This window comes from Pigmentiphaga sp. H8 (assembly GCF_003854895.1).
Classification (GTDB): Bacteria; Pseudomonadota; Gammaproteobacteria; order Burkholderiales; family Burkholderiaceae_B; genus Pigmentiphaga.
The window spans coordinates 2247110-2262401 of the sequence record NZ_CP033966.1; the positions used below are offsets into that span (position 1 = coordinate 2247110).

18 protein-coding genes are annotated in these 15292 nt (G+C 65.0%); 17 read left to right on the plus strand and 1 reads right to left on the minus strand.

Annotated features, from left to right (window positions below):
- Positions 1–128: 128 nt before the first annotated feature.
- The 16 genes from EGT29_RS10610 to EGT29_RS28460 all read left to right on the plus strand — a co-directional run bounded on the left by EGT29_RS10610 (position 129) and on the right by EGT29_RS28460 (position 13274).
- Positions 129–548, plus strand: coding sequence for a VOC family protein (locus EGT29_RS10610; protein ID WP_124688996.1), 420 nt, complete (start codon positions 129–131; stop codon positions 546–548).
- 126 nt (positions 549–674) lie between these two features.
- The gene (locus tag EGT29_RS10615) at positions 675–1637 is read left to right on the plus strand and encodes a tripartite tricarboxylate transporter substrate binding protein (RefSeq protein WP_124688997.1); all 963 of its coding nucleotides are present in this window, start codon (positions 675–677) and stop codon (positions 1635–1637) included.
- 102 nt (positions 1638–1739) lie between these two features.
- A complete protein-coding gene (locus tag EGT29_RS10620) occupies positions 1740–2624 on the plus strand; it encodes a sensor domain-containing diguanylate cyclase (RefSeq protein ID WP_161567776.1) in 885 nt (294 codons plus the stop codon).
- 46 nt (positions 2625–2670) lie between these two features.
- Entirely contained in the window at positions 2671–3189 is a 519-nt protein-coding gene (locus EGT29_RS10625; RefSeq protein ID WP_238160359.1) for a DUF488 family protein, read from the plus strand.
- A 31-nt stretch (positions 3190–3220) separates the two neighbouring features.
- Entirely contained in the window at positions 3221–3442 is a 222-nt protein-coding gene (locus EGT29_RS10630) for a DUF2945 domain-containing protein (RefSeq protein WP_124689000.1), read from the plus strand.
- Between the two features lie 97 nt (positions 3443–3539).
- Positions 3540–5018, plus strand: coding sequence for a 4-hydroxyphenylacetate 3-hydroxylase family protein (locus EGT29_RS10635; RefSeq protein ID WP_124689001.1), 1479 nt, complete (start codon positions 3540–3542; stop codon positions 5016–5018).
- On the plus strand, positions 5015–5641 hold the full coding sequence (locus EGT29_RS10640) for an isochorismatase family protein (RefSeq protein WP_124689002.1): 627 nt from the start codon (positions 5015–5017) through the stop codon (positions 5639–5641). The genes EGT29_RS10635 and EGT29_RS10640 overlap by 4 nt, the downstream gene beginning before the upstream one ends.
- 33 nt (positions 5642–5674) lie before the next feature.
- A complete protein-coding gene (locus EGT29_RS10645) occupies positions 5675–6424 on the plus strand; it encodes an arylmalonate decarboxylase (RefSeq protein ID WP_124689003.1) in 750 nt (249 codons plus the stop codon).
- A 21-nt stretch (positions 6425–6445) separates the two neighbouring features.
- Positions 6446–7627, plus strand: coding sequence for an ABC transporter substrate-binding protein (locus EGT29_RS10650; protein ID WP_124689004.1), 1182 nt, complete (start codon positions 6446–6448; stop codon positions 7625–7627).
- A gap of 12 nt (positions 7628–7639) precedes the next feature.
- Positions 7640–8524, plus strand: a complete 885-nt coding sequence (locus tag EGT29_RS10655) for a branched-chain amino acid ABC transporter permease (RefSeq protein ID WP_124689005.1) — start codon at positions 7640–7642, stop codon at positions 8522–8524.
- Positions 8521–9504 (plus strand): branched-chain amino acid ABC transporter permease, encoded by a 984-nt coding sequence (locus EGT29_RS10660; RefSeq protein ID WP_161567777.1) that lies wholly within the window; start codon positions 8521–8523, stop codon positions 9502–9504. The genes EGT29_RS10655 and EGT29_RS10660 overlap by 4 nt, the downstream gene beginning before the upstream one ends.
- The gene (locus tag EGT29_RS10665; RefSeq protein WP_124692299.1) at positions 9501–10259 is read left to right on the plus strand and encodes an ABC transporter ATP-binding protein; all 759 of its coding nucleotides are present in this window, start codon (positions 9501–9503) and stop codon (positions 10257–10259) included. Before EGT29_RS10660 ends, EGT29_RS10665 begins: the two co-directional genes overlap by 4 nt.
- Positions 10246–10974, plus strand: coding sequence for an ABC transporter ATP-binding protein (locus tag EGT29_RS10670; RefSeq protein ID WP_124689007.1), 729 nt, complete (start codon positions 10246–10248; stop codon positions 10972–10974). Before EGT29_RS10665 ends, EGT29_RS10670 begins: the two co-directional genes overlap by 14 nt.
- A gap of 152 nt (positions 10975–11126) precedes the next feature.
- Positions 11127–11774, plus strand: a complete 648-nt coding sequence (locus EGT29_RS10675) for a MarR family winged helix-turn-helix transcriptional regulator (RefSeq protein WP_124689008.1) — start codon at positions 11127–11129, stop codon at positions 11772–11774.
- Between the two features lie 145 nt (positions 11775–11919).
- Complete coding sequence (locus EGT29_RS10680; protein ID WP_124689009.1) at positions 11920–12225, plus strand: DUF1330 domain-containing protein; 306 nt, start codon at positions 11920–11922, stop codon at positions 12223–12225.
- Positions 12222–13274 carry a flavin reductase gene (locus EGT29_RS28460; RefSeq protein WP_161567778.1) on the plus strand — a complete coding sequence of 351 codons (1053 nt, stop codon included), beginning with the start codon at positions 12222–12224 and terminating at the stop codon, positions 13272–13274. Before EGT29_RS10680 ends, EGT29_RS28460 begins: the two co-directional genes overlap by 4 nt.
- 3 nt (positions 13275–13277) lie before the next feature.
- On the opposite strand, the gene EGT29_RS10690 is transcribed toward EGT29_RS28460, so the two are convergent.
- Positions 13278–14045, minus strand: coding sequence for an SDR family NAD(P)-dependent oxidoreductase (locus EGT29_RS10690; RefSeq protein ID WP_124689010.1), 768 nt, complete (start codon positions 14043–14045; stop codon positions 13278–13280).
- 219 nt (positions 14046–14264) lie between these two features.
- Between EGT29_RS10690 and EGT29_RS10695 the strand changes: the two genes are divergently transcribed.
- Positions 14265–15287, plus strand: coding sequence for a tripartite tricarboxylate transporter substrate binding protein (locus tag EGT29_RS10695; RefSeq protein WP_124689011.1), 1023 nt, complete (start codon positions 14265–14267; stop codon positions 15285–15287).
- The last annotated feature ends 5 nt before the right edge of the window (positions 15288–15292 follow it).

Sequence of the window (15292 nt, forward strand, 5' to 3'; positions counted from 1 at the left end):
TCGGAGACGGGATGCGGCCATCCTAGCATGGTCGCCAGGAAGCTGACGGTGATGCCGCACGTGCCGTGCGCCGCGCCGGCATCCCTTGAGGCATGATGACCGATTGAACGGACGAAAGGAGAGCAGGCATGAAGCCACGCATCAGCGTGATCACGATCGGCGTGGACGACCTGGAGGCCTCGGTGGCGTTCTACCGCGACGGCTTGGGGTTGCCGACCGAGGGCATCATCGGCAAGGAGTTCGAACACGGTGCGGTGGCCTTCTTCGAGCTCCAGGCGGGGCTCAAGCTGGCGCTGTTCGCGCGCGCGGACATCGCGCACGACGCCGGGATAGAAAGAAGCGGGCGCAGTCCGACGGAGTTCACGCTTGGCCACAACGTCGCGTCGCGCGAGGAGGTCGACGCGGTGATGGCCCGCGCCGCCGCCGCGGGTGCCCGCGTGGTGAAGCCGGCGCAGCCAACCTTTTGGGGCGGGTACGCCGGCTATTTCCAGGATTTCGACGGCCATCTCTGGGAAGCCGTCCATAACCCCGCCTGGACGCCCGACTGAACGAGGGGGGCGATCATCGCTGGCAGCCTTCCTTTTGTGAAACGACCGTATTAAAAATAATGCTTATATCCCAATATTTGGGATATATTGAAAAAATTAAACGATCGTTTTACAAAAGGAGGCGCCATGCGGCTTATCCCAGCGATATTCGCGATGTTCTCGTGCCTGGCCGCCGGCACGGCCGCGGCCCAGTCCTATCCGGCGCATCCCATCCGGTGGCTGGTTCCCTATCCCGCTGGCGGCGGCGCCGACAACGTGGCGCGGGTCGTCACGCAGCACCTGGCACGGAAGCTGGGGCAGGCGATCGTGGTGGACAACCGGCCGGGCGGCAACACCATCATCGGCACGCAGGCGCTGTTGTCGGCCGCCCGCGACGGCTACACCGTGATGAACACGGCCGAGCAGGTCGCGGTGAACGCCGCGCTGTATCCCGACCTGAAATACTCGGCCGAGCGCGACCTGGACTTCGTGGCGCCGCTGGTGCGCACGCCGCTGCTCCTGCTGGCCCGCCGCGACCTGCCGGTTTCGGATGCGGCGGGGCTCCTGGCCTACATGAAGGAGCGGGGCGACCGGGTCACCTATGGAAGCTGGGGGCAGGGCGGGATGAATCACCTGACCATGGAGGCCCTGGCCGGGCGGGTGGGCGTGCATCCTACCCATGTGCCGTTTCCGGGTGCCGCGCCGGCGATACGCGACCTGCTCGGCGGCCAGATCGACCTGTATTTCTCCGATCCGGCCACGGCGCTGCCCTATCTGCGCACGGGCAAGCTGAAGGTCCTGCTGGTGTCCACCCGGGAGCGCCTGCCTTACCTGCCCGACGTGCCCACCGTGGACGAAAGCGGCTATCCGGGATTCGACATGTACAGCTGGCAGGGCGTGCTGGCGCCCAAGGGCATGCCGCCGCAGGTGCGGGATATCCTGGCGGCGGCCATACGCGACACGCTGCAACAGCCCGACGTGAACCAGGAACTGCGCGACCGGGGCTTCATTCCCGATCCCGGCACGCCCGAGCAGTTCCGGGCATTCTTCCTGCGCAGCCAGGCCGAGCTGGGCGAAATCGTGCGCAAGCGGAACATCCGGATCCAGTGACCGGCGGGGCCGGCATGCACCGGCGCGGCGAGTGCGCTATCTTTGGATTCTGTCCACGTCGACGGCGTGCCGTGTATGAGCCAGATAACAAGAACATCCGCCATGGCTGGGGCCCCGCCCAGGCCACCCGTGCCGGCGGGGATCTTCAAGTTCGCGCTGGATGCGCTGCCCGACGGCGTCCTGCTGGTGGATGCCGACAGGCGGGTGATCTACGCGAACAAGGCCTTCATGGAGCAATGGCGGTTTCCCGAGGAAGCGCGGGAAGGCTGGAGCGAAAGCCGGATGCTGGCCCACGCCAGCGATCAGCTTGCCGATCCCGACCGCTTCCTGGAGCACGTGGAGATTCTTCATGCCACGGACGAGGCCTACCGCGACGAACTGTACTTCAAGGACGGGCGTGTGTTCGCCCGCCGCAGCGTGCCCTTCGTGGCGGACGGATCCTTCCGCGCGCGGATCTGGATCTTCACCGACATCACCGAGGCCAGGTCCTCGCTGCTGGATCCCTTGTCGGGCGTCCCCAATCGCCGAGCCTATACGCAGGAGTTTCCCGCTTTCGTCGAGGCGCCCGACGACGGACTGCTGAAGTGCGTGGCCATTCTCGACGTCGACAATTTCAAGGCTTACAACGACCACTACGGCCATGCCGCGGGCGATCGGGTGCTCAAGCGCGTGGGCGACCTCCTGCGGGGCATGCTGAGCCGGTCCGACGACCGGGTTTTCCGGATCGGCGGCGAGGAATTCCTGCTGGCCTGCCGCTTGAGGGAGGACGCCGAGGGCGCGTGCTTCTGCGACGAGATACGCGTGGCCATCGCGGGCATGGCGATTGCTCACCAGGGTAATCCGCCGCATGGCGTCGTGACCGCGTCGATGGGATTCGGCATCTTCCGCGGCGAACGCCGCACCGCCGACATCTTCGACAAGGTGGATGCCGCGCTCTACCAGGCCAAGGCCGAGGGGCGCAACACCTTGCGGCGCGCGGCCTTGTAGCGGAGTCATTCGAAGGGAAGGGGGGCGCGCGATGGAGACGGCAGGGTTGGAAGTATGGACGGTGGGGCATTCCACGCATTCCCTGGAAACGTTCCTGGCGATGCTGGCCACCCATGACATCCAGGCGATCGCCGACGTGCGGCGGCATGCGGGGTCACGCAAGTACCCCCATTTCAATCCGGATGCGCTGCGCCATGCGCTCGCGCAGGCCGGGGTGGAATACGTGCCGCTGCCGGAACTGGGCGGCCGCCGTCCGCCCCTGGCGGACTCCCACAACACCGTCTGGCGCAATCCGTCGTTCCGCGGCTACGCGGACTACATGGAGACCGATGCCTTTCGCGAAGGCATCGAGCGCCTGCTGGCATTGGCTCGCCGCCGGCGGACCGCCATCATGTGCGCGGAAGCCGTGTGGTGGCGATGCCACCGGTCGCTGATCGCCGACTACCTGAAAGTGCGGGATGTCTGCGTGAGGCACATCCTGGGCGCCGGCAAGAGCGAAGTCCATCCGTACACGTCGGCGGCGCGGATCCAGGACGGCACATTGACGTACGCGCCGAACGCCTGAGCCGCCGGCGCGCGCAGACAGGAGGAACGCCATGGCGGACCGATTCAAGGTGGGCGACCACGTAAGCTGGAATTCCGAGGCGGGTATCGTCAGCGGCACCATCATCCGGGTGCACACGAAGGACTTCGACTACAAGGGCCACACGCACCGCGCCAGCGGGGATGACCCGCAGTACGAGATCCAGAGCGACAAGACCAGCCATGTCGCGGCGCATAAAGGGTCGGCGTTGAGAAAGACTGTGCGCACTGACTAGGGTTCATCCCTATTTCCGTGCGCACTCCTGATTTTTATATTGATAAGTAGCTTATGTAAATTGATGAATTATATAGGGCATCGTTCGGAGGCGACTCGTGCTCAAGACAGCAAAGCAACATCTGGATAGCCTGCGGGACGGGCGTGTCGTCTACGTCGGCAGCGAAAGAATCGATGACGTGACAACGCATGCCTACTTTCGCAATGCGGCGCAGACCATCGCCGGCTTGTTCGACCTCAAGCGGGATCCCGCGCACGGGCGGTTCGCGGTCATGGAGGAAAACGGCGAGGCCTTCAGTTCCTACTATCTGAAGGCAAGGTCGCGGGAAGACCTGGACAAGCGCTATCAGACCCACAAGCTGATTGCCGATGCCAGCCTGGGCATGTTCGGCCGCTCGCCCGATCATGTGTCCTCGTTCGTGACCGGCATGACGCTGGCCAAGGACGTGCTCGGCCCCTATGCCGACAACCTGGACCGGTATTACGAGCATCTGCGCAAGACAGATGGCTATGCGACCTATGCGGTCCTGTCGCCGCAGAGCTCGCGCAACCCGGAGTTCTACAAGTTGCGCAACCTTACGTCGCCGTCGCTGCGCGTCGTCAGGGAAACGGATGCCGGGGTGGTCATCTCCGGCATGAAGATGCTGGCCACCGGGGCGTTGTTCGCCAACGAGATCTGGATCGGCAACATCCTGCCGCTCGCACCGGACCAGGCCGCCGAGTCGATCACCTGCGCGGTGCCGTGCAATGCCAGCGGACTGGCGCTGTGGGCGCGCAAGCCCATGGAGCCGAACGCGCCGAATGACTTCGAGGGGCCATTGAGCCATCGCTTCGACGAGTCCGACGCGATGCTGATCTGCGACGAGGTGCTGGTGCCCTGGGAACGGGTCTTCGTGCACAACTCGCCGGACCTGGCCCGGCAGATCTATGTCAGGACGGCCGCGCATGCCTATGGCAATCACCAGTCCAACGTGCGCTTCCTGTCGAAGCTGCAGTTCCTGGTCGGCCTGGCCAGCCGGATCACCCAGGCGACCGGTGCCGACCAGGTGCCCGCGGTCAAGGAAGCGATAGGGCGGCTGGCCGCCCTGGAAGGCATGTTGGGCGGCACCATCCAGGGGCAGATCCATGCGGCAGAGGACTATCCGGACGGCGGATGGAAGTGCTTCAACCGGCGCCACGTCTATGCCGCGCTGAACTGGTGCACCGAGACCTATTCCGAGATCGTGGACAAGGTGCGGGAGTTGTGCGGGGGAGGCGTGTTCCAGATGCCGGCGAACATTTCCGTGCTCGAGGACGAGGAGCTGGCCGCCCGGTTCGCAGCCAATTGGGATACCCCCCAGCTTGGCCATATCGAACGAATGAAGCTGTTCAAGCTCGCCTGGGACATCGTCGGTTCGGAGTTCGCCGGCCGCCACCAGCAGTACGAGAAATTCTATGCGGGGGCCTCGTTCATCGTGCGCAACTATAGCTACGTGCACGCAGACTGGGGCCAGTTGCACGGCATGGTGGATGGCTTCATGGAGACCTACGGCGTTCCCGGCAACGCGGCTGAGCAACCAGCCAGAGTCGGCGCATGAGTGGCGATACGAGTATCTATGCCGCGCAGGGGTTCGGCGGCCAGTTGGGGATGGGCCGTGCGCCGGCTTTGTTGATCGTCGATTTCGTCCAGGGTTTCGCCGATCCCGGCGTGTTCGGCGGCGGCAACATTCCGCAAGCGATCGCGGCGACGGTGGACCTGCTGGCCTTCGCCCGGCAGCAAGGACTTCCCATCGTGCATACGCGTGTCGTCTATGCGGACGACGGTTCCGACGGCAATGCCTTTACCCGCAAGGTTCCGGGCTTGCTGCGGCTCACGGAACACGATCCGGCCAGCCAGATCGTCAAGGCGCTGAGTCCGCGCACGGACGAACTGATCGTTCGGAAGCGGCTTCCGTCGGCATTCGCCCAGACCGGCCTGGCGGCCTGGCTGGCCATGCGGCGCGTGGATACCGTGATCGTCGCCGGCTGTACGACGTCGGGGTGCGTGCGCGCCTCCGTGGTCGACGCGATGGGAGCGGGGATGCGGGTCGTGGTGGCGGCCGACTGCGTGGGTGATCGGGCGCCGGAGCCTCACGAAGCGAACCTGTTCGATATGGCGCAGAAATATGCCGACGTGGTCGGCAGTGGGGACGTGCGCGGCATGTTGGCCGCGCTCGTCTGAACGGTACAGATCACTCATCACCGGGAGCAGGGTATGGCAGACAGCTTGGGATTCAGGCTGAGGTTGGGGATCATCGCCCCTTCGACCAATACATCGGTCCAGCCGGAAATGGACGACATGCGTCCGTACGGCGTGACCAACCACTTCGGCCGCCTGTATATCCCCGACGAGCCGATCCACGATGACGACGGCTTCGCGCGCCTGATGGACAACATCCGGGCTTCCATGGACGAGGCCGCGCGCGTGGTGATGACCTGCCAGCCCGACCGGCTGGTGCTGGGGATGTCGTCCGAGACCTTCTGGGACGGGATGGACGGCAGCAGGAAGCTGATGGAGCGCATGCGCGCCATCGCGGGCGGCAAACCTGTGACCATGGGTTCAGACGCCGTGATCGAGGCGTTGCGCTGCTATGGCGACATCAGAAGAATCGCCGTCGTGACGCCTTACCAGCCGCTGGGCGATACGCAGGTGCGCCGGTTTTTCGAGGACGCGGGGTTCGAGATCGTTGCGCTGGAAGGGCTCAAGTGCACGAGCCCGGTGCAGATCGCGCATGTGTCCCAGCGGGAGCTGCGGGACGCCATCAACCGGGTCAACGGCCCGTCCGTCGAGGCGATCGTGCAGGTGGGGACCAATCTCGCCGCGGCTCAGGTGGCCGGCATGGCGGAGTTCTGGCTCGACAAGCCTGTCATCGCGATCAATACCGCCATCTACTGGCACGCGCTGCGTGATAGCGGAATTCACGACAAGGTGCCGGGTTTCGGCTCCCTGTTGCTCAACCACTGACAATCGACCAAGGAACCAGTCATGAAGCGTGTGTTCGCCAAACGTCTTTTCTCCGTCTCCGCCAGCCTTGCCACTGCTTGCGCGAGCGTGCCGGTCTTGGCCGCGGACGAGATCAAGGTCGGCTTGATGCTGCCATTCTCGGGCACCTACGCCCAGTTGGGAGAAGCCGTTGAGAAGGGATTCAAGCTGCACATCGATGAGCAGGGCGGCAGGCTGGCCGGCAAGACGGTGACCTACGTCCGCGTGGACGACGAGTCGGAGCCATCGAAAGCCAGCGACAACGTCAATAAGCTGATCAAGCGGGACAAGGTCGATGTGATCGTAGGCACCGTGCACTCCGGTGTCGTCATGGCCATGGCCAAGGCGGCGAAGTCGTCCAAGACGCTGCTGATCATTCCCCATGCCGGCACCGACGAAGTGACGGGAGCCATGTGCGCGCCGAACATCTTCCGCAGTTCGTTCTCGAACTGGCAGCCCGCCTACGGGGCCGGGAAGCTGGCGGTGGAGAAGGGCTACAAGCGCATCGTGACCGTCTCGTGGAAATACACGGCGGGCGAGGAGTCGCTGCGCGGATTCAAGGAAGGCATCAAGGGGTCGGGGTCAAGCGTGGTGTCGGACCTGACGGTACCTTTCCCCAACACCGAGTTCCAGGCGTTGTTGACGCAGATTTCAGCACTCAAGCCCGATGCCGTCTATGCCTTCTTCGGCGGCGCGGGTGCCGTCAAGTTCGTCAAGGACTATGCCGCGGCGGGACTGGGCCGGACCATTCCGCTGATCGGATCGGGATTCCTGACCGAGGGGGTGCTGCAGGCGGAAGGGGCGGCCGCCGAAGGCTTGCAGACCACGCTGCACTATGCGGACGGGCTGAACAGCGAGGTGGACAAGGCGTTTCGCGCCGCCTATGCCAAGGCATACGGAGCCGGTCCCGACGTATATGCCGTTCAAGGCTACGATGCCGCGCAGATGCTAGCCCATGGCCTGAAGGCGACCGGCGGCGACCTGGGCAAGCAGGCCGGGATCGTCAAGGCGATCGAAACCATGACGGTGAACAGCCCGCGCGGCGCCTTCAAGCTTTCAAAGGCGCACAGCCCGGTGCAGGACATCTATACGCGCACCGTCGCCAGCGGCGAGAACCGCTACACCAGCATCGCCGCGAAGGGCGTGGGCAGCCCGTCGGACGGCTGCGCCATGGCGGCCAGGTAAGGGCGTGCCGAGATGGATCCCACGATCTTCCTGGTCCAATGCCTGAATGCCGTGCAGTACGGGCTGCTCCTGTTCCTGATCGCGAGCGGCCTGACGTTGATCTTCGGGATCCTTGGCGTGATCAACCTGGCCCACGGTGCGCTCTACATGGTCGGCGCGTATCTGATCTACGCGCTGACGCCCGTCGCGGCGACATACTGGGGCGGCAATTTCGCCGTGACGGTGGTGGTGGGCATGCTCCTGGCGCTGGCGTTCGGCTATCTGCTGGAATGGCTGTTCTTCAGCTTCCTGTACGGCCGGGACCACCTGCAGCAGGTATTGATGACGTACGGGCTCATCATCGTGCTGGAAGAGCTGCGAGGCCTGGCCTTCGGCAACGACGTCCACAGCGTGCCGGTGCCGCAGGCGCTGGCGGGGCCGGTATCGATCGCGGGCGTGATCGACTATCCGCTGTACCGCCTGGTAGTCATGGCCGTGTGCGTGGCGTTCAGCCTGGGGCTCTACATCCTGATCCAGAAGACCCGGCTGGGCATGCGGATCCGGGCGGGCGCGGACAATCGCGACATGACGCGGGCACTGGGCATAGACGTACCCGGTCTGTTCCGGATCGTGTTCGCGATGGGCGTGATGCTGGCCGCCGTCGCGGGCATGCTCGATGCGCCATCGTCGTCGGTGTTTCCGGGCATGGGGAACGGTGTCCTGATCATCAGCTTCGTGGTGGTCGTCATCGGGGGGATCGGATCGGTCCTTGGCGCCTTCATCGCCGCGCTGCTGGTGGGATTTACCGATACCTTCGGCAAGGTGTTCCTGCCGGATTTCGCCAGTGTCGGCGTGTACCTGCTGATGACGGTCGTGCTGCTATGGAAACCGACGGGTTTGCTGGGGGGCGCAAGATGATTGAACGCAAGTATCGGCGCATCGCCGTGACGGCGAGCCTGCTGGCGTTGTCCGCCGCCGCGTGGCTGTTGCCCGAGTACTACCTGGACGTGCTTACCACGGTCATGATCTTCGCCATTCTGGCGATATCGATGGAGTTGGTGCTAGGGACGACAGGCCTGGTCAGTTTCGGGCAGGCGGCATTCTTCGGCGTGGGAGCCTATGCCGTCGTCGTGCTGCAGAAGTACCTGGGCGTGGACAACCTCCTGGCCGTCGGGGCGGGAGCAGTCGTGGCATCGGCGGCGGTGGGCGCCTTCGTCGGTGCATTGTCGCTGCGCACGCGGCATGTCTATTTCATCATGGTGACGCTGGCGTTCGCCCAGATGATGTACCACATCGCGCACGACACGCCCTTGGTGGGCGGCAGCGACGGCATGTACCTGGGGCGGGAACTCGACATCGCGTCGTGGGCGGGGCTGGAATTCGCCTTCGAAGGTACGACGGTGCTGTTCCTGGGGGCGCTAGTGTCGCTGGTAGGGTGCATCGTCATCGCGGTGGTGCTGCTGCGAGCGAAGTTCGGGCGGGCGCTGAAGGGTATTGGTTCGAACGAACGCAGGATGGCGGCGGTGGGGTATCTGCCCTATCGCTACAAGCTTGCCGTGTTCACGATAGGCGCCGCGATGGCCGGCCTGGCGGGGTTTCTGTATTGCGCCAAGCATGGCGCGGCTTCGCCGGAAATGATGGGCTGGCAGAAGTCGGGCGTGGTGCTGTTGATGGTGATCATCGGCGGTATTGGACGGTTGTGGGGAGCGGTGTGCGGCGCGGCGATCTATGTGCTGCTCCAGGAGGTCCTGTCGTCCGAGGACGTGATGGGGCCCCTCGCGGCGCATTGGCTGTTGCTGTTCGGTATCGCGATCATCCTGATCGTGGCCTGCTGGCCGAAGGGTTTCGCCGGCCTGGTGGAGAAGTGGATGCGGCCCAAGGCAAGGGAGACGGCATGACCGGCGTGGTGCTTCAGTGCGATGGCTTGTCCCGCGCGTTCGGGGGACTACAGGCGGTCAGCGATGTGCGGCTGGAGGTGGCGCCCTGTTCCATTCATGCGGTGATCGGCACCAACGGGGCGGGCAAGTCGACGCTGTTGAGCCTGCTGGCGGGCGAGATCCGCGCGGACCAGGGGGTGGTTCGCCTGGATGGACGGGATATCTCCCGGTTCGCCCAACCATACCGGGCGCGGGCGGGGCTGGGGCGCACCTATCAGCGTAATACCTTGTTCGAGGGCTTGACCGTGGGCGAGAACATCCGGCTGGCCGCGCAGGCGCTGGAGCAGGAGCCCTGGACCGTCCTGCGTCCGGCAAGCGCCTGCGACTCGACCAACCGCCGCCGCGAGGCGGCGGCGCGCAAGGCTGGGCTGCTGCACGAACAGGGCCGCCTGGCCGGCGCATTGAGCCACGGGCAGAAGCGGCAGTTGGAAGTGGCCATGTGCCTGGCCCATGAACCCCGCGTGCTGCTGCTGGACGAGCCGCTGGCGGGCATGGGCCTGGAGGAAAGCGTCCGCATGCTGGATCTGCTGCTCGACCTCAAGCGCGACCACGCGATCGTGCTGGTCGAGCACGACATGTCCGCGGTCTTCAAGGTAGCGGACCAGATCACGGTGATGGTGAATGGCCAGGTCATCGCCAGCGGCGCCCCCGAGCGGATAAGAACCGACGCAGCCGTGATCGCGGCCTATCTGGGAGAGGAACATGCCGCCTGCTGAGCGCGCTGCGCCGAATCTGTTGGCCAGGGACATCCATGGCTTCTATGGCGACAGCCACATCCTCCACGGAGTGGACCTGATCGTCGGCCGGGGCGAATCCGTCGGCCTGCTGGGCCGCAACGGCATGGGCAAGAGCACGCTGATCAAGAGCTGCCTGGGATTGCAGGCCAAGATGAGCGGGGAGATCAAGGTAGGAGGAACGCGGGTCGATGGCTGGAGGCCGGAACGGATCGCCCGGCTGGGCGTGGCCTATGTACCCGAGGGCAGGGGGATCTTTTCTTCCCTGTCGGTGCTGGAGAACCTGAAGGTGGCTGCCCGCCGGGGCCCCGATGGCCGGCAGGACTGGAGTCTCGATCGGGTGCTGGACCTGTTCCCGCGGCTGGTTGAGCGCCTGGGCAACGGTGGCGCGCAGCTTTCGGGCGGCGAGCAGCAGATGCTGTCCATCGGACGCGCGCTGATGACGAACCCGGACCTGTTGGTGATCGACGAAGTGACCGAGGGGTTGGCGCCGCTGGTGATGAGGGAAATCTGGGCCACCGTGGACCGGGTGAAGGAGGCGGGGATGGCTTGCCTGCTGGTGGACAGAAATTACCGGTCGGTGCTGGAAAGCACGGACCGCTGCTATTTCATGGAGAAGGGACGCGTCGTCTGGGAGGGCGCATCGCCAGAAGCTCTGGCCGACCGTGACATGCTGGCGAGGTATCTGGGCGTGTGATGCCGGCCGTCCATCCGAGGAGGAAGCCCGTGGGATGCCAGGAGGCCTGTGCTAATCTAAGCGACTTAGCGAAGCTACTGACATATCTTCCAGCCGGCGAGGCCGCAGTCAGTGGCAGAGCCTGGTTGGAGTGCTGTCGCTTGGAGGATCGGTTGAAAGACCAGATAAGTTCCCTGGGAGGAGCGTCGCGGCCGGAAACGGTCACAGTTTCCCGGCGCGAGTTGTTGGTGAATCGCTCGGACAGCACGTTCCGCAAGACGATCCATACCCTGATGGCGATATCGAACAACATCGATGCGCTGCGGATAGGCTATGGCGAACTGATCGGTATTTCCGGACCCCAGCATGAATTGATCATGGTGATCGCGCGAGTCAATGACGGCCAGGGCATAGGCGTGGGGGAGCTGGCGCGATTGATCAGGAAGAGCAGTCCATTCGTGGTCATGGAGACGAATCAGCTTCAGAAGCAGGGATTGATCGAGAAGATTCCTTCGTCCGAGGACCGGCGCCGCGTCGTGCTGCGCGTCACGCGTCAGGGCGAGGAGCGCCTGGCCGAACTGGCGCCGTATCAGCGGGAGATCAACGACATCCTGTTCGGAGATTTCAGCCGGGAAGAATTCCTGGATTTCTTCGAACGCCTGGGGCAATTGCTGCCTTCCAGCGAAAGAGCGGTCGAGATCGTCGAATCGTTCGTGCGAGAACGGCAGCGTCAGGAAATGTTCGTGGCCGCGAGCCGGCCCGCCAGGGCACCTGCCCGGGCGGGACGTGGACAGCCACGGAAGTCCGCTTCAGTGAAATGACGGCAGGGCGAGGCCGGCCGCGGCATGTCCAAGGCCGGTTTTTTTGTGGTCTTAAATATAAGTAACTTAATTAAGTTTGTTAGTTTATAAGGAATGGCGCCATCCGCACGAAGGTGGAGAGCCCTGGAATCGGACAGGAGGAGACATGGCGAAGGGATATGTGATCGCGCGGGTGGAGGTGACCGACCCGCAAGCCTACGCGGCGTATGCACGCGTCTCGGCGGAAGCGGCGCGCCTCCATGGAGGCAAGGTGCTGGCCAAGGCCGGTGCGTACGTCGAGCTCGAGGGTGAAGCCAGGCCGCGGAACGTGGTGCTGGAGTTTCCCAGCCTTGCCCAGGCGGTCGCCTACTACAGCTCGGTGGAATACCAGGCCGCCCGGGCGAAGCGGGCTGGCGCCGCCATTGTGGACATCGTCGCGGTCGAAGGCGTGGACGAGGAGCTGGGAGCATGAACACCATCGATCCGGCCGCTCTGCGCCGCTGTCTGGGGTCCTTCGTCACCGGCGTGACGGTCGTTACCGCCATTGATCGGCAGGGCGGATTGCAGGGCATGACGGCTAATTCGTTCACTTCGGTGTCCCTGGATCCGCCCTTGATCGTCTGGAGCCTGCGCACCAGTTCGAGCAGCTTCGAGGCGTATCGCGGCGCGAAGAGATTCGTCGTCAACATCCTGGCCCAGGACCAGGTCCACGTGTCGAACCTGTTCGCCAGGCCGGGCGAAGGGCGGTTCGACGCCATCGCCTGGTCTGGCGGACTGGGCGGAGTCCCGTTGATCGAGGGCTGCGCCGCGCATCTGGAGTGCTGCTTGGAGGCGACCTATCCAGGAGGCGATCATGTCCTGTTCCTGGGGCGGGTGGAGAACATCGTTACGAACGACCGGAAGCCGCTGGCGTTCGGGTTGGGCAAGTACATGGTGGTGCAGCCTCACGACCATCAGGTCGACCTGTCCGGCAGCGTGGCGGAGCTGGGCGCGGTCCATGCCGCCCGGGGGGTGCTGGACGAGGTCTTTCGGAAGACGGATCTGACGGTTGGCCTGGGCGTCTGGGGCAACATGGGGCCGACGATGATCTGGTTCAACGAGTCGTCGCGTCCGCTGGACTTGAAGCTGCGTTGCGGCATGGTGATGCCGCTGTTGGGATCGGCCACCGGCAAGGTTTTCGCCGCCTTCGGCCGCCAGGCCGAGATGGCACCCCGGATCGAGGCGGAACTGCAACAGGCCTGGCGCGTCGGCCACGAGTCCGGCCTGCGCGACGAAGCCGAGCATATGCTGGCACAGGTCCGCGCCACGCGTGTGGCGGCCGTGCGCGATTCCTTGTTGAACGGCGTATTCGAACGCCGTGTCCATGCCGTCAGCGTGCCGGTGTTCGATGCGCGGGGCGCCATTGTGCTTGCGCTCACGATGATGAGCCACGACGATGGATTCGGTCAGGACCATCCCGCCGTGGACGTACTCAAGAGCGCCGGGCGGGAGCTGTCCGGACAGTTGGGATTCGCGGGCTAGCGGCTACACCGCCGTATACCCGCCATCGGCCAGCAGGTCCGTGCCCGTGACGAAGGCCGCCGCGTCGCTGGCCAGGAACAGCGCGGCCTCGGCGATCTCGGCCGGGGTGGCGATGCGGCCCAGGGGATGGCGGGGGGCCAGCCGGGCGCTCGCCGCGGCTTCGCTGCCGTAGCGGCGGGTAAGCCGGCTGGTCATGACCGAGCCGGGAGACAGGCTGACGGCGCGTAGACCCTGCTGTGCGTAGTCCACCGCGATCGAGCGGGTCAGGCCCAGCAGCGCGGCCTTGCTGGCGCTGTAGGCGCCCGCGCCAGGATTGGTCACGTGCCCGAGCTGGGACGCGATGTTCAGGACGACGGCACCCGGCGCGCGCAGCAGGTGGGGAATGGCCCACTTGGCCATCAGGAAGGCGCCGGTCACGTTCACGTCCAGGGCCCGCCGCCAGTCATCTACCCCCAGTTCGCCTATAGGCAGTCGTGGCGAGACGATGGCCGCATTGTTGACCAGGATATGCAGCGCGCCGAAATGAGCAGCGGTGGCCTCGACGGCCTGGCGCGCGGAATCGGCATCGGCCACGTCGCAGCCCAGCGCCACGCTGCGTTCCGGAGCCGGACCCAGGCGGGCGCGCGCCTCGGCTCCGGCCCGGTCTCGATCCAGCCAGGCCACGCGGGCGCCGGCAAGCAGGAACCGGCCGGCGATCGCGGCTCCCAGATCGCCCGCGGCGCCGGTCACGATCGCGATCCGGCCGGACAGGGGCAGGCGGGAGGATTCCATAAGAGATTCCGAGGCATTTAAATGTCTACACTTTATTCTTTTTTATATGGTTTGTTTCCAATAATTAGAGAATTTTTGATGATTTTGTGAGGGTAAATCTCTAGTACATAGATAAAGTGTTGATAGTTCGAGGAACCAAGGTTTATTCTGAACCGAAAATCCAAGGGGCGCCGCCCGGCGTGCGTTCCCCATGTCGTCACTTTCCCTTCAAGGCCGTCCATGGGTACTGTCTCCGATTCGCTTCATGTCAACGCACGCCGCCGCCTGCTGCTGGCCGCGGCGCCTCTTGCCGCATCGGCCTTCTCGGGCGGCGCACGCGGCGCGGCGGGCGGAACGGGTTATCCGACACGCCAGTTGACGCTGGTCTGCCCGTTTCCCGCCGGCGGGTCGGCCGACACGGTCAGCCGCCTGGCGGCGCACGCCCTGGCGGCCGAGCTGGGGCAGTCGGTGGTGGTCGAGAACAAGGCCGGTGCCGGCGGCAACATCGCCGCAGACTACGTCGCCCGCGCGCCGGCCGATGGCTACACGCTGCTGGTGGCGGGGCAGGCCATCCTGGCGATCAACAAGCCGCTCTATCGCAAGCTGCCGTACGACGCGGAAAAGCAGTTCCGCTTCGTGTCGATGATCGCGTCGATGCCCAACGTGCTGGTCATCAATCCCAAGACGGTGCCGGTGGCCGGCATCAAGGAGTTCGTCGCCTACGTCAAGGCCCATCCCGGCGACGTCAGCTACGGGTCCAACGGTGTCGGCTCGCTGTCGCACCTGACGACCGAGATGCTCGCCAAGGCGGGCGGGATGAAGTTCCTGCACGTGCCCTACAAGGGCAGCGCGCCGCTGATGGTGGACCTGGTGGCGGGACGCCTGGGGTTCTGTTTCACGGGCTCGGCCCTGGCCGCCCAGATGGTGAAGGAGGGCAGCGTGAAGGCCCTGGCGGTCACGACCAGCGAGCGCATCCGCGCGCTGGCGGACGTGCCCACGCTGGTGGAGTCTGGCTTTCCGGAACTGAACGCGCCGAGTTGGTTCGCGATGGTGGCGCCTGCGGGCGTCAAGCCCGAGGTGTTCGAGCGGCTGAGCCAGGCCATGGCCAGGGTTACCGCCTCGTCCGACTACGTCGCCGCGCTGGACAAGGCGGCCAGCATCGTCGAAACGATGGATCCGGCCGCCGGCGAGGCCCGCCTGAAGCGCGAACGCGCATTCTGGACGGAAGCGGTGACCATGACGGGGGCGACGGCCCGTGATTGACCCCG